We start from the raw sequence: 21938 nt of genomic DNA, 5'->3' as shown, positions 1-21938 counted from the left end.
ATCAAGTTCTCCTACACAAAAGTTAACAAAGCCCCTGTAGCGTTCCGAAACGTTCTACCCTAGATGCTGATTCACTTTTTTATGATGAACCTTTAAATAAGCCTTGGCCGGGCGGCTTTTTCCCTCGTTTTAAGGCGATCGCAATTTTGTTAATGGGAGATAATGAAATCCAATGAGTGTTAAGGCAAGTGGTGGCAGCTCACTAGCGCGACCCCAACTCTACCAAACCGTTCCCGTCTCCGCTATCAGTCAAGCAGAGCAACAGGATCGCTTCCTAGAAGGGTCAGAACTAAACGAGTTAACAGCGTATTTTCAATCCGGTTCCCTGCGCCTAGAGATTGCAGAGACCCTAACCCAAAATGCCGACTTGATCGTCTCTAGGGCCGCCAATCGAATTTTCACCGGCGGTTCCCCCCTCTCCTACCTGGAAAAGCCCGTTGAGCGGCAGCCTGCATTGGTGGGTGCTTCCAGTGACAGTCGCAACGGCAGTGTTACCTACGCCGAAAGCAACGGCGGCGGAGGTCTCTTTGGGGGACTCCGTTCCGTTTTTAGCAGTACTGGCCCCATTCCCCCTGGTTTCCGTCCCATTAACATCGCCCGGTACGGTCCCAGCAATATGCAAAAATCCCTCCGGGATATGTCCTGGTTTTTGCGCTACACAACCTATGCCATTGTTGCCGGGGACCCCAACATTATTGTGGTCAATACCCGGGGATTGAAGGAAGTTATTGAGAATGCCTGTTCCATTGATGCCACCATTGTGGCTATCCAGGAAATGCGGGCTGCTTCCGCCGACTATTTCCGAGCCAATGCCCAAGCAAAAGAGATTGTCCTGCAATACTTTGACATTCTCCTGAGTGAGTTTAAAGCCCCCACCCCGGCCAACAAAGTACGCCAAGGGCCCTCCAATGACATCCAGGGTCTGGAACTGCCCCAGAGCTATTTCAACGCCTCGGCTAAGCGGCAAAAATACGCCATGAAGCCTGGTTTGTCCGCGTTGGAAAAAAACGCGGTCATCAAAGCCGCCTACCGCCAAATTTTCGAGCGGGATATTACCAAAGCCTACAGCCAATCTATTTCCTATCTGGAGTCCCAGGTACGCAATGGCGACATTTCCATGAAGGAATTTGTCCGTCGTCTGGCCAAATCTCCTCTCTATCGCAAGCAATTCTTTGAACCCTTCATCAATAGCCGGGCTTTAGAATTGGCTTTCCGTCACATCCTTGGCCGTGGTCCCAGTTCTAGGGAAGAGGTGCAAAAATATTTTGCCGTTGTTTCCAGTGGTGGTTTAGCGGCGCTGGTGGATGCCCTAGTGGATTCCCAGGAATACGCTGATTACTTTGGCGAGGAAACGGTGCCCTACCTGCGGGGCTTGGGGGTTGAGGCCCAGGAATGCCGTAACTGGGGAATGCAACAGGATCTGTTTAGTTACAGTGCTCCCTTCCGCAAAGTTCCCCAATTCATTACCACCTTTGCCCAGTACGATCGCCCGTTACCGGATCAACACGTGTATGGTTCCGGCAATGATCCCCTGGAAATTCAATTTGGGGCCATCTTCCCGAAAGAAACCCGCAATCCCAGCAAGCGTCCTGCGCCCTTCAATAAGGACACCAAGCGGATTCTGATTCACCGGGGTCCGGCGGTCAATAACCAAGTGGGCAACCCCAGTGCAGTAGGGGAATTTCCCGGCAGTCTCGGTGCGAAAGTATTCCGTCTCAACGGCGGCTTACCCGGCGCCAAAGTGGGCAAAAATACCGGCACCAGCGTCAAATTTGGGGAAAGCTCTACCCAAGCTTTGATTCGGGCGGCCTATCGTCAAGTGTTCGGTCGGGACCTCTATGAAGGGCAACGGCTCTCCGTGGCGGAAATCCAACTGGAAAATGGCGACATTAGCGTGCGGGAATTTATTAAACGCCTGGCTAAATCGGAATTGTTCCTCAAGCTTTATTGGGCTCCCCACTACGTCTGTAAGGCGATCGAATACATGCACCGCCGTCTCCTGGGCCGTCCCACCTATGGCCGCCAGGAAATGAATCAATACTTCGACATTGCTTCCAAACAGGGCTTCTACGCTGTGGTGGAGGCCATGATCGACAGTAAAGAATATAGTGATGCCTTTGGGGAAGACACCGTTCCCTATGAGCGTTACCTCACCCCCGCTGGTTTACAAATGCGTTCTGCCCGGGTTGGTTCCATTCGGGAAGACATCGGTCAACGGGTAGACAAGGAAGTGACCCCCCGTTTTGTGGAATTGGGCCAAGTTTCCACTGTGCGTACCGAGCCGGAAATCGCCTACCGCAGCAACCAAGGGGTTACCCGACAACGGCAACAAACCAAAATCTTTAAGTTGGTGTCCACCTACGATAAGGTTGCGGTTAAAAATGCCGTCCGGGCCGCCTACCGCCAGGTGTTTGAGCGGGATCTGGAACCCTACATTATCAATTCTGAGTTCACTGCCCTGGAAAGTAAGCTCAGCAACAATGAAATTAACGTTAAGGAATTCATCGAAGGTTTGGGTACTTCGGAGCTCTATATGAAGGAGTTCTATGCACCTTACCCCAACACCAAAGTGATTGAAATGGGCACCAAGCACTTCCTGGGCCGGGCTCCCCTCAATCAAAAGGAAATCCAGCAGTATAACCAAATTTTGGCCAACCAGGGTCTACGGGCCTTCATTGGTGCCATGGTGAATAGCATGGAATATCTACAAACTTTTGGTGAAGATACGGTGCCCTATCGCCGTTTCCCCACCCTGCCCGCGGCCAACTTCCCCAACACGGAACGGCTGTATAACAAGCTCACCAAGCAGGATAAGGAATTGGTGGTCCCGAGCTTTACCCCAGTGGTTAAGGTGGGAGGTTAAGGACAGATTGCTTCACCTTAGCCATCTCTGATTAGTTGATTGATTGTTCTAACCTAGCTGGTACTCTGCACTGGCTAGGTTTTTTGTTGAGGAGGATTGGGCGGCCCAGTTTTCACCATGGAGCAAAAGGCACTGAATTGACCAAGGGGACAAAATAGCCAAAGGCTGACAAAGACTTACCAAAAGTGAATTTTATGGACAGTTCTATTAGTTATGCTGTGAGGGATGGTAATGATTATTGGTCGCTTTTGACCCTCCCCTTGCTATGGCCTATCCGTTGTATGTCGCATTTATTTGGCATCAACACCAGCCTTCTTCCCAGTCCTACGGCATGGTGGGTGCGGGTCATGGCCGTTATCAGTGGCCCTGGGCGCGATTGTATGGTACGAGGGACTACGGCGGGTTAATCAAACTCTGGGGAAGATATCCAACCCTACACCAAACAGTGAGTTTAACGCCCTGTTTACTAGCTCAATTGGAGGACTATGCCCAGGGTAGGGCGATTGATCGCCATTTAGCCCTCACCCTAAGCCCGGTGGAAAAGTTAAGCCCAGAGCAAAAGGTGGAAATTCTGACCACTTTTTTTGAGGCTGATCCCCGCACACAAATTTTTCCCCAGGATCGGTATCAGCAGTTATATGAACAACGCCAGAGGCAAGGGCTGAATTGGTGCATATCCCATTGGCAACCCCAGGATTTTAGTGACCTGTTGGCCTGGCATAACTTAATTTGGTTTGATGCTCTGACCATTGCTGAGGATCGGGAAGTACGGGATTGGTATTTTCGCCAAAAATCCTTCACCCTAGGCGATCGCCAAAGAATTGTTAGTAAACAACGGCAAATTATTCAGGGTATTATTCCCCTCCACCGCCAATTACAGAATTCTGGGCAACTAGAAATTATCACTAGTCCCTACGGTCACCCGATTTTGCCCCTGTTGGCGGATACCAATATTGCCCGCACTGTCCAGGCTGCTTTGGCCCTGCCGGATCCCCGCTTTTGTTGGTCGGAGGATGGGGTCAAACAATTACAACGGGGTAAGCAATACTATCGGCGCATCTTTGGGCGGGAATCCCGGGGTTTATGGCCACCGGGGTTAGCGGTTAGCCCTGCCATGGTGCAAACGGTGGCCCAACTGCGTTTTGAGTGGTTATGTGCTGATGAGTCTGCCCTGGCCCAAAGTTTGAGCACCAGTGCGGAACGGGCAGGTTGGCTAAATTCCGTCTATCGAGTGCCCACGGAGGACGGAAAGTTGGCCATGGTATTTCGGGATCAACAATTATCAGACCTGATTAGTTTCCACTATGGCCGTTACTCTCCTTCCCAAGCGGCCCAGGATTTAATTGAGCGACTTTTGGCCCGCAGACAACCCCAGGAAACTTCCCAACCCAGACTGGTGACCATTGCTCTAGAGGGGGATGTTACCTGGAATAGCTATGACCAGAATGGCTTTACCTTCTTGCATCAGTTCTATCAGCAGTGTGAACATTTGAGCCGCCAAGGGCTACTGCAGTTGGTAACTGTGTCTGAATTTATTGATCGGTTTCCTCCCACCAGAGTATTGGCCGGACACAATGGCATTCCTAGTCCGTTGGTAGGTTCCTGGAATGGGGGCGATTTCAGTAAATGGATCGGTCAACCTAGCCAGAACCAAGCCTGGGATTACTTAATTGATGCGAGGCAAACCCTAGCAAGTCATCCTGAAGCCACAGAGGAAAATAATCCCGAAGCTTGGCAAGCCCTCTATGGGGCCGAAAGTTCCGATTGGTTTGAGGCTTTTGGCCAAGGTTATTCCCCAAAAATCCTCAATTCTGAAGCCCTATTTCGCCAACATCTGATCCGGCTTTACCATGCCCTCAATGAAACTTTGCCTGGTTATCTACAGCATCCCTTAATTGATCAAAATGGCGATCGCCCGTTGGGAGGCCATCTCTATCCCCACTGGGATAATTTAACCAATTTAATTCCTTGGCAGGTGGCTAATAGCTTGCCGGTGCAAGGGGGAACGGAGTTCGTGCAACAAATCTACTATGGCCACGATCGCCAACGGTTGATCCTCCGGTTAGACTTCCAGCGACTGTTGCCGGAGTTAGATCCCGATGAGCTCCATCTGGCCTGGTATTATCCCTATGTGCCCCATGGCCATGCTCCCCTGGCGATCGCCTCCCTGCCGGATCAAGCACCGTTAAATTACTATTTCCACCACCATTGCCGCATTAATCTCCACCATCTCCAATGTCACCATGAAATTGCGGTGGGTCCCAATCGCTGGCACCTCAACCCCCAACGGCCCCAGCTAGTACATCAAGACGAAATTTTGGTGGTGGTGATTCCCATGACAGCCTTACCCGAAACTAGGCCCGATCGCCTCCATTTGTTGCTTTTACTAGCTGAACAAGGGGAATTTATGGCTAATTTGTCGGGGGAAAATCTGTTGGAATGGACCCTATCCTAGGCCCTTTACCTAAACCACTGTGTTTCTTTTCCGTGCTTCTTTGTAGGAAGGGCCCACCCTGCGCAGTCCAGTCTTGACCAGTTGTTGTTCTAACAAGGCAAAAAATCTACGGCGATCGCCGCCCCGCACCACCGCCTGATTGTGGGCTTCCGCTAGGGCCACGGGATAGCCAAAACCCTTTTCTATCTGACTGAGCACAATGGCCAGAGATTGATGGAGCAACTCTGAATCTTCCACTAGCCAGGCGGGAAATTCCACCCGGGCCACCTCCGATCCCCCATGGACGTAACAAAAACAAACCCGCTGTGCCGGAGCATAGGCTTCCAAAATGCGGGCATTACTGCTCCAAATGGGGCCCCGTTGCCCTGGGGAGAGAATCCCTTGCCACAAACTGCTATCCCTCAGGGGATCAAAAATCTGACAGGGGGTTTTCCGTTCCTCCGCCTGACATCCTTCACAATGGCTGACACAATTGGGGCTTTCGTGGGGGCAAGCCTGGAGCCGTAAAAGGTTAATCGACTCCACACTTCTGGGGGCACTAATGTAACTCACTAGGGGAATGCGAGCTTGGCGCAACGTTTCCCAGGCGGCCAAAATGGGGTCAAGGATTTGATTTCTGGCTTCCTGGGGTAAACTTTCCAAAAACCAGTAAATTAGGGAGCCGTCCACCATGGCCAGGTTGGGATCGCTGTGGGGCCCTGGGGGACTGACCCAACGACAAGCTAGGGCCGCTAACCGTTCTGCTTCCAACACTGTGCGGCGGTGCCCCAACCATTCCTCGGTGCGAATGCCCCAACGACGGGAGGCATATAAATCCTCAGGGCGAAAATACACTTCCGGCACACTGTCCAGTAGGGGATGCAAATTTTGCCCGTAGTGGAGCATTACCCGGCCAATATTGAGTAGATAACAGTAGGCAATTTCATGGTGGGAAGGGGCAATTTGGGAGCCATCCGTGGCAAAAACACTGTGGTTTACCGGTGCCTCCCCAATCACTACCCTCGTATCCAACGGCTCCAACGGCCTGGCCACCGCAAAAAAGAGGCGATCGCCCCATTCCGTTAATGTGTTGAGTAAATGGGTCTGGTGCTGTTGGGCTTGGAAAAATAACTCCTGAGCCCTTTCCAGACGTTGATGGCCGGCGGTGGCTTCTTGGCGAAAATGTTGCCCTAGGGCCGGCATTTGACCAGCTAACTTGGTGAGGTCAAGCATGAAGGAGAGGCAAAATTAAGGGCTAGTAGAAGAAAATCGCCCCGGTGGGTTGCAGATTGATGGAACGATGGCCATAAAACCGGTTTTCTATATTGACATCTCCCTTCGTCACCGTAATCACCGCCACATTATCGTCCCCTACCATTTGGGTGCGGGCATCCACCGGCACAGTAAACTTAAGCACAAAGGATTGCTCCGGAGTGCTGGGGGTGGCATTGTCTGGATAGACCATGATGTAGGCATTATTGCCAAAATTTTCTAGCATGGCCGATTCTCCAGGGGCGACCACCGTGGGGGGAAACGATTCCAGGTTAGTGATGTCGTAGTCCAGGGCTAAATCCGTTTCGTTCACGAGCTTGACCTTAACTGGCCTTTTGGGATCGAATCTGCCAATGGGTTGCCAAAATCCTGGCTGATAGGTGGTGGCAGGGGGATCCTGCGCTTCAACTCTGGCAGTGTAAGCAATTGAAGTCAAACCAACAAAAGCCATTGCCAGTAAAGTCAGAGAGGTGGTTAGGGGACGACTGTTAAACATAGGGCAATTCCTCGAGCAAGTTTGGTGAAGTTTTTTGATCAAATCACCAAAATCATTGCAAGCACAACCATTGGGGTCACTTTTAGCCCCGGTCTAGAAAACTGGCAACAATCTTCACTGGGCCGGTTTTTGCCTAGGGAAAGAAGACAAACACGGCCTGTGCTAGTATCTAAGGCATGAATTTTCGTGAAGTTAATTATAACAGTCAGTATTTTGCGGCTGGCTAGGTGTTTAGGAGTGGCAACAGCATCATGACGAGCCATCAGCTCAACGGGCAACGGAGTTACCTTCAGCCGATCCGCATCGGGGTGATTGGGGTGGGCAATATGGGACAGCACCATACCAGAGTCCTTAGTCTGATGAAGGATGTGGAGTTTGTGGGCATTGCCGATGTCAATGTGGAGCGAGGTCTGGACACCGCCAGTAAGTATCGGGTGCATTTTTTTGAAGATTATCAGGAGATGTTGCCCCATGTGGATGCGGTTTGTGTAGCGGTTCCCACCAGGCTCCATCACGATGTGGGCATGAATTGTTTACAGAATAATGTTCATACTCTGATCGAAAAGCCCATTGCTGCTAGCATTGCCGAAGCAGAGTCCTTGGTCAATGCCGCCGCCGATGCCAATTGCATTCTCCAGGTGGGGCACATCGAACGCTTCAATCCAGCATTTTTGGAACTAACCAAAATTCTTAAAACAGAGGAGCTATTGGCGATCGAAGCCCATCGCATGAGTCCCTATTCCCAGCGGGCCAATGATGTGTCTGTGGTGTTGGATTTGATGATCCACGACATTGACCTATTGCTGGAACTGGTGGGTTCTGAAGTGGTCAAACTATCCGCTAGTGGCAGTCGGGCTTCCGGATCGGGCTATTTGGATTATGTCACCGCAACCCTAGGTTTTTCTTCGGGCATTGTGGCCACCCTCACCGCCAGCAAGGTTACCCACCGCAAAATTCGTTCGATCGCCGCCCATTGCAAAAATTCCCTTACCGAAGCGGATTTCCTCAATAACGAAATTCTTATCCATCGCCAAACCACCGCCGATTGGAGTGCAGACTATGGTCAGGTGTTGTACCGCCAGGATGGATTAATCGAAAAGGTTTACACCAGCAACATCGAACCCCTCCACGCCGAATTGGAGCATTTTATCCATTGTGTGCGGGGAGGAGATCAGCCTTCCGTGGGGGGAGAACAGGCCCTCAAAGCGTTAAAGCTCGCCAGTTTAATCGAAGAAATGGCCTTGGACAGCACCGGCTGGAATGCTTTGGAAGCGGCTTCAGAGTATCAAAACGTGACTTTGGCCCTGGGGGCTAGCATTTAATAAGTATTTTAATGAGTACTTAAATTAGATCCCTCTAGGAAGTTGGGGCTAATTTGATAGCAACAGTGATTCCAGTCAAAACTAGAATTTTTGCGAAACTATTCACGACGCCCTGATCCATGACCATCCAATACATCCCCCTGGCCGATCGCCTTGATCCCAATGTCCAGAATGTCTCCCTTAGCACTAGTATTTTTCTGAACGGCGATATTGGATCAGCCAGGGTCGAACCTGTGGGTGTTGGCTTTTGTACCCTACTCTGACCTATGGCAACGGCTATCGCAGTAGTTTTGCAGCAATCTCATCGGCGATCGCCTCCCCATCGTAAGCCTCATCGTTGGAAAGCACCACAATCGAGAGGCTAGGCGTTTTGTAGTGACGGTAGTAGGTACTGGTACCCAGCCAACTGCCACTGTGATGAACGTAGGATGAGGCAACTTGCCAGCCCATACCATAGCCTTCTCCGTCATCGTCGATCAGCCCGCCGTCGTCATAGTTTCCGGAGCTAAAGGCAATGTCAAGAGTTGCGGTTGAAACGAGGGTACCCTGACGTAGTGCGTTATCGTAGTGGGCCAGGTCGTTGAGGGTGCTGAACACGTTACCATCGCCTGCAATGACTGAGGGAAATGAGGAAGATTCAATCTGGCCGTCCTCTGTCACTGCGTATCCGGTGGCTTGATTGGGGATAAACTGGCCCAATTTTCGGTACACCAGCGTGTCGTCCATGCCTATTGGTCCAAAAATTTCCGTAGCCATAAAGTCCGCAAACGGTTGCCCTGAAACCCGCTCAACGACGAGAGCTAGTAGGGTATAGCCACTGTTGTTGTATTCAAATCTGGTGCCGGGGTCAGCAATCGTAGCTTGATCATTCAGCCAAACGAGATGGGCTTCTAAGTCCAGGTTGGCAAATTCACGATCACTGCCGTCCCAGGCGTCACCGGTGTAGTCGGCTAAGCCTGAGGTGTGATATAGCAGATGGCTTAAGGTAATGGGGTTGTTACGATTGGCATCTTGAAAATCGGGGAGGTACTGAGAAACGGGGTCGTCTAGCTCCAATGCCCCTTGCTCCATGAGTTTGAGGACGGCGATCGCAGTCATTTGTTTGGATACGGAGGCCAGGTCAAATACGGTATTTGGGGTGATGGGAGTTTGGCTGGCGATGTCACTAAGACCATAGCCCTGAGCATGGATTATTTCCCCTTCGGATAGTACTAAGATGGCGACTCCTGGCCCATTTTCGATCAGGGTTGGTTCGATCAAATCCTTAATTTCGGTGGCGATTTGGGCGTTGTCGGAGAATTTGAATACCGTTTCAGTGACGGTCGTAGTTTCTTCGGCATAGGGGAAGCGTTCGGCCACGCCGTTGCCAGTCATTAGCAAGGGCGAAAATAGTAGAGCAAGCCAGACGCAATGAGAATTGATTGTGCCCATAAGGGAAAGTAATTGGACGATAGAATTATTATGCATTTAGATCGCAATACCTAAACAATTGATTGCAGTAGCATTGGTTTCGGGCCCTCACAACGGAATGGAGAAATCTGTGACTGGGAAATTGATGGCAATGGGTTTCAGTTTTTGATATTGTGCTGAGGCTGAATTCGGAATTTAAGCGATAATTGACACCCATGCAATTGGTTAAATTTGCATTCTCATATTTGGCGAGGACATTTTGTAGATTAGGCATAAGCATCAAACAGTGTGACCCTAATGGGGAAAAGTGGACAATTTGATTCCACTCTGCTTCTCCAATTTGAACGTCAGCAGGGGGGAGATATTAGTCTGGATTGATGAAGGAGCAATTTTTCGGAGATTCACCTCCGTTGCGATTGGACCTAATCCAGGGACATTATCGAGGCAAGCCAGTATTCAGGTAAGATAGGTCGGTGTTTTCTGCGGTTGACCTACAGGGTTTGACCCTGTTCCACTGGCTGACGCCCATAGTTTTCCCTACTGCTGTGAATCACTTTGTTTGGAGGAGGGACGGCCCGCAACGTCAGCCCACCGCCATTGTTTTGCACTCCAATTGCCATGGGCATCGAACTCCGTAGTTACGTTTACCTGGATAGTCTCCAGTCTCAACATGCCGCCTACATTGGGACGGTGGCCTCCGGCTTTTTGCCCCTACCGGGGGATTGCTCCCTCTGGGTGGAAGTTTCCCCAGGCATTGAAATTAACCGCATTACCGATATTGCCCTCAAGGCGGCGGTGGTGCGGCCAGGGGTGTTATTTGTGGAACGGCTCTACGGTTTGCTGGAAATCCATGCCAGTAATCAAGGGGAAGTGCGGGCGGCAGGGCAGGCGATTTTGCAATATATTGGCGCCAAAGCCAGTGACTGCATCAAGCCCAAGGTAGTGTCTAGTCAAATTATTCGTAACATTGATGCCTACCAAACCCAGTTAATTAACCGTAATCGGCGGGGCCATATGTTATTGGCTGGGCAAACCCTCTTTGTGTTGGAAGTGCAACCGGCGGCCTATGCTTCCCTGGCGGCCAACGAAGCGGAAAAGTATGCTTCCATCAACATTTTGCAGGTTAGCTCCATTGGCAGTTTTGGTCGGCTTTACCTAGGAGGGGAAGAAAGGGATATTAAAGCGGGGGCCCGGGCAGCCATTGGGGCGATCGAGAATGCCCCCGGCAAAGTACCCACCTTAGAAGGTAAAAATGAATAATAGGGCTAGGGCAAAATATATTTCCTGATATGTTGATTTCATGTCCCTCCCCGATCGCCAGGGAAAGGTGCCGATGGGAGCCTGGAGCATTTTCCTAGTGAGATGGAAGCGTAACCACGTACAATGGGCTTCTGGGGTTGGCGATCGCCAAAGATATTGGCCGTCGGTGCCGTTGCCTATTTTATCGCCCGTTAATTCTTTTACCGAAGCATTAAGTTTATTGTTCCCATGACTGAGTCTCTACCCATTGTTTATCTTTCCGTTTTGTTGATTATTTTGGGGGGATTGGGCGTATTTGTCTTCAGTCAGGTGTTAAAAGCCCGCCGCCTAGAAAACACCTTTGGTAAACTGCAAAAAAAACTACAAAACAGTAAAGGCAGTGCCCAGGAATATTATCAATTGGGCAGCATTTATTTAGATAAAAAATTATATTCCCAATCCATAAACTTATTTCAAAAAGCCCTCAAAATGGGGGAGGAAGTGGAGCCAGAAAACCAAGCACTGATTTACAATGCCATGGGCTACGCCTGTTTTGCCCAGGAGCAATTTGATCTGGCCATTCGTCATTACAAAGATGCTTTGAAACTATTCCCAGATTACGTCATTGCTTTGAATAATTTAGCCAATGTTTATGAAAAAAAACAAATGGTTAACAAAGCCCTAGAAACCTACGAACAAACCTTGGCAATAGAACCCAATAATAAAGTAGCTCAACGGCGGGCCAATTCCTTGAAAAAACGCCTTGTCGAGACTTAAAATAGATTGGATGCAAGCAAGAAAAGTTAGGTCAAAGTCCCACATTTAACATAGTTTTATGAGCAGAACGGTTGGGGAAGTGATGACCCCGAATCCCATCACAGTCAGACCCGATACCCCCCTACAGGATGCCATTCGTCTGTTGGCGGAGAACCGCATCAGCGGCATGCCGGTGCTGGACGACCAAGAGAAATTGGTGGGGGTCATTTCCGACACCGATTTGATGTGGCAGGAGTCTGGGGTGGATACACCTCCCTATGTGATGTTGCTAGACAGTATTATTTACCTGCAAAATCCCGCCCGCCACGAACGGGAATTGCACAAGGCCCTGGGACAAACGGTGGGGGAAGTGATGAACGATGTCCCCATTAGCATTTTACCCACCCAAACTCTGCGGGAAGCGGCCCATTTAATGAATGAGAAAAAAATTCGCCGTCTGCCGGTGTTGAATGTGGAGAGTCGGCAACTGATTGGTATTTTGACCCAAGGGGACATTATCCGCGCCATGGCCAGGGGAGAAGCCTAGGTCGCTGGGTTTTCCTTTTCCCCAAAGACGAAAGTAAGGCAAAAATTCCACCCCTGGGGTTGGCGGTCTAATTGGATGCTACGGATAAACTCCCGGAAGTAGAAGCGGCGCTCCGTTTCCGACAGGTCTCGCCAAAATTGAGGCAGGGAAACGGCGGGGATAATCCGTTGCAATTCGTCCGGGGGCAATTGGGCCAACTGTTGTTGTAATTGGGCCAGGTCTTGTTTCAGTTGGTACCGACGCAGTTGATGGGTGTGACTGTCTAGTATGCCCTGCTCTTCCCAGGTGGGTAGTTGCTCCAGCAAACTTTGCTTTTCCACGATCGCCTCTTGTAAATTTTGGTAATGTGCTCCAAGGGAAGAGGGGGATAGTTTACCCACGGCTAAGGGCAGTTCCCGACAAATTTGCTCAATAACTTGCTCTAAAAATTGCCCATAGGCGATCGCCTGGCATTTAGGTTTTTCAGGACAATGGCGGGGTCGGAGATAGAGATAGGCTTTGCTTTGGTGGCGGGAAGTCACATGGGCTACCACCCAGGGAGTCTGGCAACGGTCACAATTAACTAAGCCGGCCAGGGAACGGGGGGCACTAGCGGTGCGGCGGGGTAAAGGGGCATTACGGCGCAAGAGACGGTCAATCTGGGCCGCTTCGGTGCGGCTTAACAAAGGAGCGTGGGTGTCGGCAATGACAGTCTGATTTTGGTAGAGCAGATCGCCTCGGTACACGGGATGGGTTAACCAACGTCGTCCAGTGGCCACCGCAATTTTTTTGCCATAGGTCTGTTCCAAATAGCGGACAGAACTCCGTAGGCAACCGGAGAGGAGAAATTTTTCAAAAAATGCCTTCACCACTGGGGCGGTGGCTCGATCCACCACATAGTGGCCAGCACTACGGCGATAACCATAGGGGGCTTTACCGGGAGGAGGAGCCAGGGCTAGACGATTACGGGCGTGGCCCCGCCGGAGATGATCCCTACGTTGTTCCTTGTCCAGAGTGGCCCACAGTTCCGACCATTGTTGTCTGGCGATCGCCATGTCGGCCTTGCCATTGTTTTGGTAATCCTGCTCCAGGGCAATGACAGTGATACCGAAACTTTCCAATTTTGCCAAAGTTTGGCTGACCCCAAGGGCGGACTGGCCCAATTCCTTGAGATTTTTGACCAGACAATAATCGGTGCTCTGACTTTGGCAATCCTCCATCAATTCACCCAGGGCCCGCCGTTCCCCCAGATCCACATAAACCCGGTCCACCTCCACTCCCCAAATCTGAGGATCTATAGGGGCATCCAACAGGCGATCGGAGTAAACGTAGGCAACAATACGCATGGCAACGGCTTATAAAAACCGGTCTAGGGCCTGTTTCAGTTCCGCCAACTCCTGCTCAATATTGCCCTCTGCCGCCGCCCTGGTGATGCACTCATTCATGTGGTCATCCAAAATTAATCTAGCCACCCGGTCCAACGCTCCCCGGATCGCCGCCACCTGAATTAAAACCTCCGGGCAAGGACGATTTTCCTGCACCATGGTTTTTACTCCCCGGATGTGGCCTTCAATGCGGGAGAGGCGATTAACCAATTTTTGTAAGGATTCCTGGCTGTGGACGTGGGGGTGGGCGTGGCTATGGCGGGCAGAAGGATGGGGGACGGGTTGGGAAGTCATACGTTCAATATTTGTCGATAAAACCATTGCCGGATTAGACAATTTTTCTTGATGTTAGCGGGGTGGGGAATTTTGCGCCGCTGATGGCTTAGCTTTGGGAGGATACCGTTAGCCCAATAGCTTATCGTAATCTTCGTGTGTACCAATCCAAAACCAAACATAGCCGTCATCGGTTTCTACCGACAATGCTCGATAATGCAAGGTGACTCGAACAGACCATAGTTCTCCCACTTTTTTGAAATGAAGTGAGGGATGGCGAGGATTTTGACTTAGTAATTGATAAGCCTTATCTGCCCGTCTCTGAATTTCTTCTGGCAGATGCCGATAACAAAACCAGAAATCAGAGTTCGTGTGATGGTTCAAAGCACTTTTGTCCGACCAGCACTATGGTCTGCCAATGCCCTTTCCGCTAAAGCTTTTAGCTTACCAGACTTAGAGTCTTGCTCAATTTGACAATCCCAGGCCTGCCAATCATATTCATGGAACCATTCCCGAAATTTGGCGAAATCCGAGGGATTTAGCTGTTTAACTTGCGTTTCAATTTGTTCTAAGTTACTCATTAACTTTATCAATACCCTAGCTAGGTTTGGTGTTAAAAAATTATTCTGCTTAGATGTCAACTTTAGCAAAAAAATCCAAGGCGATCGCCTCTGCTACTTTAATACCGTCAATGCCAGCGGATAAAATCCCCCCAGCGTAACCGGCCCCTTCCCCGGCGGGATAAAGACCAAGCGTATTGATGCTTTGGAAGTCATCCCCCCGTTTAATGCGAATGGGAGAAGAAGTGCGGGTTTCCACCGCAGTTAACACAGCATCTTCCATGGCAAAGCCCCGGATTTTTTTATCAAAGGCTGGAATGGCTTCTCGCAAAGCGGCGATCGCATAATCGGGCAGACTTTCCCCCAGGTTGACCAGTTTTACCCCCGGTTTATAGGAAGGTAGAACGGAACCAAATTTGATAGAAGGTTGATTGGCCAGAAAATCCCCCACCAATTGCCCCGGAGCTTGGTAATTTGCTCCCCCTAACTGGAAAGCCTGTTCTTCCCAATGTCGTTGTAAAGCAATGCCCGCTAACGGGTGTTCTGGATAATCTTCCTCCGGATTAATGCCCACCACAATGGCGCTATTGGCGTTAGCTTCATCCCGGGCGTATTCGCTCATGCCATTGGTGACTAATCTGCCCGGTTCGGAGGCGGCGGCCACGACTTTTCCCCCTGGGCACATACAAAAGCTGTAAACCGATCGCCCATTTTGGCAATGGTGAACTAATTTATAATCGGCGGAACCAAGGCGGGTATGGCCAGCTTGGGGGCCGTAGCGACATTGGTCAATGAGGGCTTGGGGATGCTCAATGCGAAAACCGAGGGAAAAGGGCTTGGCTTCAATATAAACTCCCCGTTCAAATAACATTTGAAAAGTGTCTCTGGCGCTGTGCCCCACCGCTAGCACCACATGGTTAGTGGCAATATATTGACCATTTTCCAGGGTTATCCCCTGCACCTGATTCTGTCGGATATTGATGTCGGTAACATGGCTTTGAAAATGAATTTCTCCCCCCAATTCCTCTATGGTGGAACGTAAATTTTGGACAATTTTCACGAGGCGATAGGTGCCAATGTGGGGTCGGTTGATGTAAAGAATTTCGGGATCGGCTCCAGCATTAACAAATTCCTCCAACACCTTGCGGCCGTAATGGTTTGGATCCCGTACTTGGCTATAGAGTTTGCCGTCGGAAAAAGTCCCTGCTCCCCCTTCTCCAAACTGGACGTTGGATTCAGCATTGAGTTTTCCCTTCACCCAAAAGCGGAAGGTGTCCACACTACGGTCCCGCACTGATTTACCCCGCTCCAAAATAATCGGCTTCAGACCCATCTGGGCCAGTAGTAAACCCGCAAACATGCCACAGGGCCCTGTCCCAATCACAACGGGCCGTTTCCCTTCGACTACTTGAGCTGGTTTAGCCTGGGCAACAAACTCATAAGTCATGGCTGGGGTGGGCGCAATCTGGCGATCGCCAGCAAATTTGGCCAGTAACTTTTCCGCTTGGGGCGTTGCTACGTCAACGATATAGACCAGCAGAATATGGCCTCGTTTGCGGGCATCATAACTACGTTTGAAAATGGTGTAACTGGTTAATTGTTCTTTACTAATGCCCAACTTTTTGAGAATGGCCTGTGCCAGGGCTGTGTCGTCATGGTCTAGGGGGAGTTTGATTTCGCTAATGCGTAACATTTATCTTGTATCTTGGGTTTCAATTCTGACAATTTTTAAGGTAATTTCCCATGGCGATCGGCAAGCTAGTCAGTTGCAAAACCGCTAACTAACGGGGTTTGTGAGCAGAACGATAAAAGGGTTTTTTCACTACTTTTATCCCATAGGTTTTACCCCGAATTTCTACCTCCAATTCCTGACCTACTTTTGCAAGTTCCGGGGGAACATAACCCAAGGCGATCGCCTTTTCCAGGGTAGGGGAAAGGGTGCCACTGGTAACAATGCCAATATTTTTGCCCTTGTGCATGAGGGGATAGTCATGGCGGGCAATTTGTTTTCCCAACATTTCCAAGCCCACTAGGCGTTTTTCAATTCCGTTGGTTTTTTGTTGCTCCAACACAGAACGACCAATAAAATCACCTTTGCTATCGAGGTGAACTAACCAACCTAAACCCGCTTCCAGGGGCGTAGTGTGGTCATTCATGTCCTGGCCGTACAAATCCATGGCCGCTTCTAAGCGCAGGGTGTCCCTAGCCCCTAAACCGCAGGGAGCAACATCTTTTCGCAGAAAAGTTTGCCAGAGTTGTTGTCCCACTTCAGGGGAAACCATAATTTCAAAGCCGTCTTCCCCGGTGTACCCCGTCCGGGCAATAAAAGCCTTTGCCCCCAGCAATTCCGTTTCCAAATGACCAAAGGCGGGTAAACCGTCTAAATCCCCATCAACTAAGGGTTGCAAAACGCTGACTGATTCTGGGCCCTGGAGGGCAATTAAGACCTGTTCCCTAGATAAATCTTGCAAATCAATTACTTGAGATAAATGTCCCAGTAACCATTGCTTATCCTTCTCCGTAGTGGCGGCATTGACAATCAGAGTGACCTGCTCCTCTCCATTGGCAGTTTTTCCCTGGTCATAAACAATAATGTCGTCAATAATGCCCCCTTGTTCATTCAACAGCACTGTATATTGGGCTTTGCCAGGGGTGAGGCGAGCTAGATCTGAGGGTACTAAACTTTGCAACGCCGTCAAAACGTCCGCCCCAGTCAGGACGAATTTACCCATGTGGGAAATGTCAAACATCCCCACCTTTTCCCGCACCGCCTGATGTTCCTGTTTTAACCCCGTAAACTGTACTGGCATTTCCCAGCCAGCAAAGGCCGTTAGTTTAGAGGTTTGTTGACCAATAAGGTCGTAAAGGGGAGTGCGTAGGGCGGGAGCAGAATTGGCCACAGTGGTTTGGATTCCAGAAAAAGTCCTGCCTAAATCATAGTTTTTTCCCACGGAAATCACAAAAAATCCCCCCAGTAAGGGAGGATCTTGGCATGTGATTACCCCAAAATTGGGGGCTAGGGAGTTTTCAACACAGGTTTTCAAACAACAAAGCTGAAAAACCAGAATTATTTTTCGGGCTCAGAGAATTCCGCATCGATGACATCATCGCCACCACCACTGCTAGTGCCTGCTTCAGGGCCAGCACCGGGGGCACCTACCCCAGCCTCTGCTCCAGCCTGTTGGTACATATTGGAACCAATGCTGTAGAGGACCTGTTGTAGTTCCGGCATCACCGTTTGGATTTTGGCGTCATCTTCCTGGGCCACGGCCTCTTTCAGATCTTTGATCAAACCTTCAGCCTTGGTTTTGTCGGCAGCGGGCACTTTATCACCCAACTCAGTGATTTGTTTTTCCGCTTGGTACACCAGGGAGTCCGCTTGGTTTTTGCGGTCAATTTTCTCCCGACGTTCCTTGTCGGTGGCGGCATTGGACTCAGCTTCCTTCACCATCCGGTCTACTTCCGTATCGGGCAGGGTGGAAGCCCCGGTGATGCTGATGGATTGTTCCTTACCCGTACCCCGGTCTTTGGCAGTGACGTTCAGAATACCGTTGGCGTCGATGTCAAAGGTAACTTCAATTTGGGGCACACCCCGGGGAGCGGGGGGAATACCGTCTAACCGGAAGGTCCCCAAACTCTTATTGTCGTTGGCCATTTCCCGTTCTCCTTGGAGCACATGAATTTCCACGTTGCTTTGACCGTCCACGGCGGTGGAGAAGGTTTCGGATTTCTTGGTGGGGATGGTGGTGTTGCGGGGAATGATTTTGGTCATGACGCCCCCTAGGGTTTCTACGCCCAAGGAGAGGGGAGAAACGTCCAGGAGCAGAATATCTTTGACTTCACCGGAGAGTACACCTCCCTGAATAGCAGCACCAACGGCTACCACTTCATCGGGGTTAACCCCTTGATTGGGCTCTTTACCGAGGATTTTTTTCACCACTTCCTTCACAGCGGGGATCCGGGTAGAACCACCCACCAGCACAATTTCATCCAGGGCGGATTTATCGATTTTGGCATCCCGAATGGCGTTTTCCACGGGTACACCACAGCGGTCAATCAGATCGGAACAAATTTCTTCAAACTTGGCCCGGGATAGGGTGGTGTCTAAATGCTTTGGTCCATCCTGGGTAGCAGTGATGAAGGGCAGGTTAATTTCCGTTTGGCTCACGCCAGACAGTTCAATTTTGGCTTTTTCCGCTGCTTCGGTTAATCGTTGCAGGGCTTGCTTATCCTTGCGAAGATCGATGCCTTCGGCTTTCTGGAATTCACCGGCCAGGAAATCCACAATTTTTTTGTCGAAGTCGTCCCCTCCCAAGTGAGTATCTCCAGAGGTAGCTAATACTTCAAATACCCCTTCCCCTACCTCGAGGATAGAGACGTCAAAGGTACCGCCCCCTAGGTCAAACACCAGAATCGTTTCGTTGTCTTTTTTGTCTAGACCGTAGGCCAGGGAAGCGGCGGTGGGTTCGTTGATAATTCTGAGTACTTCGATACCGGCAATTTTACCCGCATCTTTGGTGGCTTGCCGTTGGGAATCGTTGAAATAGGCAGGAACGGTGATGACAGCCTGGGTAACGGTTTCCCCTAGGTATTTGCTGGCATCGTCCACCAATTTCCGCAACACCTGGGCAGAAATTTCTTCCGGGGCAAACTGTTTTCCCTGGGCGGGGCAGTCTAGCTTGACGTTGCCGTTACCGTCTTTAACTACGCTGTAGGCAACTTCGGTGGCTTCATTGGTAATTTCATCAAATTTACGACCAATGAAACGTTTAACTGAATAAAATGTATTGCCTGGGTTCATCACTGCTTGACGCTTGGCAATTTGCCCCACTAGGCGATCGCCATTTTTGGCATAACCAACCACCGAGGGGGTAGTGCGAAAACCTTCTGCATTGGCGATAACAGTGGGTTTCCCCCCTTCCATTACGGCCACGCAGGAATTGGTAGTACCGAGGTCAATCCCAACAACTTTTCCCATAATTTTAATTAACTCCCGTTAACAAGTAAGAATATCAGACACAAAGACCGACCAAGGAGCCATGGCTCTAGCCACTGCCCAGGACCGATGCGTTCACACTCTTATAGTGACGGTAGGGGCTTGGTTCTCGGAAGTGCAGGTTTCCGTACCTATGGGGGGATTAAGCCGTATGCCATCGTCGATGGGGCATCAATGGCCAGCACTAACGGGGGCTATTTACCACTTGGATTTGGGCAATTTTCCATACCCCTTGGTGACGTACTAGTTGGTAGCGTACAGTCAGGTCGTCTTTGGTGGCGGCTCCTTTCTGCTTTTGGTTAGCTAAAGTAAAGGGCTGGCTAATTTCTTCTACCCGGGCGGTAACTGTGGCTCGGTTGGGGTCTTGGGGACTAACTTGATAGTCGAGAATTTGTAACTTATGTTCGTACTGGTGATAGATTTTTTGGGATTGATCCCGTTGGGCCCGGCCCCGTTGTTGGGCAAGGAGATTGGGGGCCAACACATTTTGCAACGCCCCGACATCATAGTTCTGGCCAAAGGCTAACTTTTTACTATCAAGCCAGTTTTGCACCACCATCTGACCCACCTGTTGATTGAAGTTGGGTTGACTAAGAATTAAATTCCGGCTGGTGGCTTCATCGGGGATCAATTCTGAGGGCTGATCCAGGGACACATCCAAGGGATCTTCCAATAAACTGCCCAGGGGATCGCCAGTACGATTAATAATTAAGGCAGTGGCGCCCCCCACAATACCTGCGAGGCACAGCAAAAAAATGCCAAAGCGCACCGGTTTAATGGTCACCCGTTTTTTTCGCCGCCGGGGAGGTTTATGGTCGCTGATGGGTTCTAGGGGGGGGGTGCCAGAGAAACCATTGCTGGCACCATCTCCACCAATGCCATTAGTGCCTGAAGAATCAGTGTCGTAGGCGATCGCCGGGGAGAGGGTAGTGACGGCCAAACCACTAACATTGTCGGCGCTGGGGAAAACATCGTCTCGGGAACGTCTTGGACTGCGTCCCCGTCGAGGGGGAACGGTGGGGGTCAAAGGGCGATCGGGAAGGGCGGCGGAACTATGTACCATGGGAGTTTCCGATTCCGTTGCGGTGCTAAGGAGGGCAGGGGAAGCAAAAGAATTGTCAGTGGTGAGGGAATCCGGCTCTAGTTGTTCTAGATACTGCTGAACGGAGGGATTGTTGAAATAGGCATTGGGGGAAAGGGTCTCCGGAGAAAGGTCCCTAAAGTAAGGGACAATCTCTTCCTCTAGCCACTGCTCAGTGAAAGTATAAAAAGCAGTCAGAGGATCTTCCCCTGCCGCCAACTTAGATTCGAGGCCAGCTACTATTTTGGGATCTCCCTGGTCGATCGCCGCCAGAACAATTTCCGTTTGACCCAATAATAATTCACAAATTGCCTTTTCTAGGGCCAAATCTTGACAATTTTCCAACTGTGTAACTAAAGACTTGGCTTCGACAATGGCCATGGGCTCCTGTTCCTTCACCCCCTCGGCCATCAGACTATGGACTGCCAAGTAGCTAGCCACTAAAGACGGCCGTTGACTTTCAGGTAAAAATAGGGCGTTTTGCTCGGCCACCGTGAGATGACAGCGCAGTTGGTGGATAAATTTTAAAAAGTCATCATTTCCCAACCCAGAATAATCTTCCCCCTTACCTTCAATGCCGCCCCGGTCCTGCACCATGGCCTGTAACAGAGCTAGACCCTGCTGACGTTGCTCCTCCCCTTGCCCTTCTTTGGCTAAAAGTTCGAGGATACGGTAGGGCCGCAGACGGTATAGTTCCTGGCGGATTTCTGCTTCCAAAGCAGGGAAATCATTATCTTGTTGCAACCGAGCTATGGCTTTAAGGCTGGCGGTAGCGGCAAATTCATACTGCTGTTGTTGCCACCGTTCCCGGCTCAGTTCCCAGTGGGCCAAAATGACCGAGAGTAAATAGTCCTGGGGCATGCCCCCCGCCGGAGGGTTTGGGTCATGGAGGACTGGCTCACCATACTTGAGCACCAGTTCGTATTCCCCCAAATCCAACAAGATTAACAATGCTCCAATCTTTTGCTCTGGGCTACATTCCAACTCCGGAGTAGTTAGGGGCAACGCCTCCCCCAGAGCTTCGTCCATGGCCCCCCACCACTCTTGGTCGTAGGCCTGGCGTTTTTCCTGATCCCGCAGGGTTTCATAGGCGATCGCCAGTAGTTGATTGCGGGTAGCAACTGCGGCGTCACTAAATTCCCGCCGGGGTAATTGCAGAAGGCGATCTTGGTAGGCCTGCTCAATGGTTTCCCCACCACTCTGGGGAGGAATGCCTAAAATACGATAAAAGTCGAGGGGGATAAACACCGGAAAAAGCCTTGGCAGGACAGGTTCAGTTTAAAAGCTTATAGGGAACTAGCACGGAATAGCGCTAACGGTTTCTA

At 50.5% G+C, this 21938-nt stretch carries 19 protein-coding genes; 8 read left to right on the top strand and 11 right to left on the bottom strand.

Annotation, left to right across the window (positions count from 1 at the left end; all coding sequences use genetic code 11):
• Positions 1-172 precede the first annotated feature (172 nt).
• Positions 173-2863, top strand: a complete 2691-nt coding sequence (locus H6G45_RS04010; protein WP_190596852.1) for a phycobilisome rod-core linker polypeptide — start codon at positions 173-175, stop codon at positions 2861-2863.
• A gap of 265 nt (positions 2864-3128) precedes the next feature.
• Positions 3129-5318 (top strand): hypothetical protein, encoded by a 2190-nt coding sequence (locus H6G45_RS04005; protein WP_190596850.1) that lies wholly within the window; start codon positions 3129-3131, stop codon positions 5316-5318.
• A gap of 9 nt (positions 5319-5327) precedes the next feature.
• On the opposite strand, the gene H6G45_RS04000 is transcribed toward H6G45_RS04005, so the two are convergent.
• Positions 5328-6530, bottom strand: a complete 1203-nt coding sequence (locus H6G45_RS04000; RefSeq protein ID WP_190596848.1) for a DNA double-strand break repair nuclease NurA — start codon at positions 6528-6530, stop codon at positions 5328-5330.
• 22 nt (positions 6531-6552) lie between these two features.
• Positions 6553-7065, bottom strand: coding sequence for a hypothetical protein (locus tag H6G45_RS03995; protein WP_190596846.1), 513 nt, complete (start codon positions 7063-7065; stop codon positions 6553-6555).
• 251 nt (positions 7066-7316) lie between these two features.
• Here H6G45_RS03995 and H6G45_RS03990 point away from each other — a divergent pair, with 251 nt between their 5' ends.
• Both H6G45_RS03990 and H6G45_RS03985 read left to right on the top strand, forming a co-directional pair.
• Positions 7317-8387 carry a Gfo/Idh/MocA family oxidoreductase gene (locus H6G45_RS03990; RefSeq protein ID WP_190596844.1) on the top strand — a complete coding sequence of 357 codons (1071 nt, stop codon included), beginning with the start codon at positions 7317-7319 and terminating at the stop codon, positions 8385-8387.
• Between the two features lie 119 nt (positions 8388-8506).
• A complete protein-coding gene (locus tag H6G45_RS03985; RefSeq protein WP_190596841.1) occupies positions 8507-8650 on the top strand; it encodes a hypothetical protein in 144 nt (47 codons plus the stop codon).
• A gap of 13 nt (positions 8651-8663) precedes the next feature.
• On the opposite strand, the gene H6G45_RS03980 is transcribed toward H6G45_RS03985, so the two are convergent.
• Positions 8664-9761 (bottom strand): serine hydrolase domain-containing protein, encoded by a 1098-nt coding sequence (locus H6G45_RS03980; protein ID WP_190596840.1) that lies wholly within the window; start codon positions 9759-9761, stop codon positions 8664-8666.
• A 527-nt stretch (positions 9762-10288) separates the two neighbouring features.
• Positions 10289-10417 carry a hypothetical protein gene (locus H6G45_RS19780; RefSeq protein ID WP_255512805.1) on the bottom strand — a complete coding sequence of 43 codons (129 nt, stop codon included), beginning with the start codon at positions 10415-10417 and terminating at the stop codon, positions 10289-10291.
• Here H6G45_RS19780 and H6G45_RS03975 point away from each other — a divergent pair.
• From H6G45_RS03975 to H6G45_RS03960, 4 genes are read left to right on the top strand one after another with little or no spacing between them, the layout of a single operon-like run.
• Positions 10416-11057, top strand: a complete 642-nt coding sequence (locus H6G45_RS03975) for a hypothetical protein (protein ID WP_190596837.1) — start codon at positions 10416-10418, stop codon at positions 11055-11057. The two genes, H6G45_RS19780 and H6G45_RS03975, sit on opposite strands and share 2 nt — an antisense overlap.
• A gap of 40 nt (positions 11058-11097) precedes the next feature.
• A complete protein-coding gene (locus H6G45_RS03970) occupies positions 11098-11289 on the top strand; it encodes a hypothetical protein (RefSeq protein WP_190596835.1) in 192 nt (63 codons plus the stop codon).
• The gene (locus H6G45_RS03965; RefSeq protein WP_190596833.1) at positions 11286-11813 is read left to right on the top strand and encodes a tetratricopeptide repeat protein; all 528 of its coding nucleotides are present in this window, start codon (positions 11286-11288) and stop codon (positions 11811-11813) included. The genes H6G45_RS03970 and H6G45_RS03965 overlap by 4 nt, the downstream gene beginning before the upstream one ends.
• A gap of 58 nt (positions 11814-11871) precedes the next feature.
• Positions 11872-12339: a CBS domain-containing protein gene (locus H6G45_RS03960; protein ID WP_190596831.1), complete on the top strand. Its 468-nt coding sequence runs from the start codon at positions 11872-11874 to the stop codon at positions 12337-12339.
• Here H6G45_RS03960 and H6G45_RS03955 read toward each other — a convergent pair.
• The 7 genes from H6G45_RS03955 to H6G45_RS03925 form a co-directional block, all read right to left on the bottom strand.
• Complete coding sequence (locus tag H6G45_RS03955) at positions 12336-13664, bottom strand: recombinase family protein (RefSeq protein ID WP_190596829.1); 1329 nt, start codon at positions 13662-13664, stop codon at positions 12336-12338. The two genes, H6G45_RS03960 and H6G45_RS03955, sit on opposite strands and share 4 nt — an antisense overlap.
• Positions 13665-13673: 9 nt before the next feature.
• Positions 13674-13997 carry a metal-sensitive transcriptional regulator gene (locus H6G45_RS03950; protein WP_190596826.1) on the bottom strand — a complete coding sequence of 108 codons (324 nt, stop codon included), beginning with the start codon at positions 13995-13997 and terminating at the stop codon, positions 13674-13676.
• Between the two features lie 359 nt (positions 13998-14356).
• Complete coding sequence (locus H6G45_RS03945) at positions 14357-14557, bottom strand: hypothetical protein (protein WP_190596824.1); 201 nt, start codon at positions 14555-14557, stop codon at positions 14357-14359.
• Between the two features lie 49 nt (positions 14558-14606).
• Positions 14607-16229: an NAD(P)/FAD-dependent oxidoreductase gene (locus tag H6G45_RS03940; protein ID WP_190596821.1), complete on the bottom strand. Its 1623-nt coding sequence runs from the start codon at positions 16227-16229 to the stop codon at positions 14607-14609.
• Positions 16230-16317: 88 nt separating this feature from the next.
• Positions 16318-17436 (bottom strand): glycine cleavage system aminomethyltransferase GcvT, encoded by a 1119-nt coding sequence (gene gcvT / locus H6G45_RS03935; RefSeq protein WP_190596819.1) that lies wholly within the window; start codon positions 17434-17436, stop codon positions 16318-16320.
• Between the two features lie 167 nt (positions 17437-17603).
• The gene (gene dnaK / locus H6G45_RS03930; protein WP_190596817.1) at positions 17604-19514 is read right to left on the bottom strand and encodes a molecular chaperone DnaK; all 1911 of its coding nucleotides are present in this window, start codon (positions 19512-19514) and stop codon (positions 17604-17606) included.
• A 202-nt stretch (positions 19515-19716) separates the two neighbouring features.
• Entirely contained in the window at positions 19717-21861 is a 2145-nt protein-coding gene (locus tag H6G45_RS03925; protein ID WP_190596816.1) for an IMS domain-containing protein, read from the bottom strand.
• Between the last annotated feature and the right edge of the window lie 77 nt (positions 21862-21938).

This window comes from Synechocystis sp. FACHB-383, from assembly GCF_014698605.1.
Lineage (GTDB): Bacteria > Cyanobacteriota > Cyanobacteriia > Cyanobacteriales > Microcystaceae > Synechocystis > Synechocystis salina.
Note: the sequence above shows the minus strand (reverse complement) of the source record. Positions and strands in the feature narration are given on the sequence as shown.

Bases quoted from the DNA above. Each gene is read 5' to 3' on its own strand.
- H6G45_RS04010 (WP_190596852.1), top strand. From the start codon at position 173: ATGAGTGTTAAGGCAAGTGGTGGCAGCTCACTAGCGCGACCCCAACTC.
- H6G45_RS04005 (WP_190596850.1), top strand. From the start codon at position 3,129: ATGGCCTATCCGTTGTATGTCGCATTTATTTGGCATCAACACCAGCCT.
- H6G45_RS04000 (WP_190596848.1), bottom strand. From the start codon at position 6,530: ATGCTTGACCTCACCAAGTTAGCTGGTCAAATGCCGGCCCTAGGGCAA.
- H6G45_RS03995 (WP_190596846.1), bottom strand. From the start codon at position 7,065: ATGTTTAACAGTCGTCCCCTAACCACCTCTCTGACTTTACTGGCAATG.
- H6G45_RS03990 (WP_190596844.1), top strand. From the start codon at position 7,317: ATGACGAGCCATCAGCTCAACGGGCAACGGAGTTACCTTCAGCCGATC.
- H6G45_RS03985 (WP_190596841.1), top strand. From the start codon at position 8,507: ATGACCATCCAATACATCCCCCTGGCCGATCGCCTTGATCCCAATGTC.
- H6G45_RS03980 (WP_190596840.1), bottom strand. From the start codon at position 9,761: ATGACTGGCAACGGCGTGGCCGAACGCTTCCCCTATGCCGAAGAAACT.
- H6G45_RS03975 (WP_190596837.1), top strand. From the start codon at position 10,416: ATGGGCATCGAACTCCGTAGTTACGTTTACCTGGATAGTCTCCAGTCT.
- H6G45_RS19780 (WP_255512805.1), bottom strand. From the start codon at position 10,417: ATGGCAATTGGAGTGCAAAACAATGGCGGTGGGCTGACGTTGCGGGCC.
- H6G45_RS03970 (WP_190596835.1), top strand. From the start codon at position 11,098: ATGTCCCTCCCCGATCGCCAGGGAAAGGTGCCGATGGGAGCCTGGAGC.
- H6G45_RS03965 (WP_190596833.1), top strand. From the start codon at position 11,286: ATGACTGAGTCTCTACCCATTGTTTATCTTTCCGTTTTGTTGATTATT.
- H6G45_RS03960 (WP_190596831.1), top strand. From the start codon at position 11,872: ATGAGCAGAACGGTTGGGGAAGTGATGACCCCGAATCCCATCACAGTC.
- H6G45_RS03955 (WP_190596829.1), bottom strand. From the start codon at position 13,664: ATGCGTATTGTTGCCTACGTTTACTCCGATCGCCTGTTGGATGCCCCT.
- H6G45_RS03950 (WP_190596826.1), bottom strand. From the start codon at position 13,997: ATGACTTCCCAACCCGTCCCCCATCCTTCTGCCCGCCATAGCCACGCC.
- H6G45_RS03945 (WP_190596824.1), bottom strand. From the start codon at position 14,557: ATGAGTAACTTAGAACAAATTGAAACGCAAGTTAAACAGCTAAATCCC.
- H6G45_RS03940 (WP_190596821.1), bottom strand. From the start codon at position 16,229: ATGTTACGCATTAGCGAAATCAAACTCCCCCTAGACCATGACGACACA.
- dnaK (WP_190596817.1), bottom strand. From the start codon at position 19,514: ATGGGAAAAGTTGTTGGGATTGACCTCGGTACTACCAATTCCTGCGTG.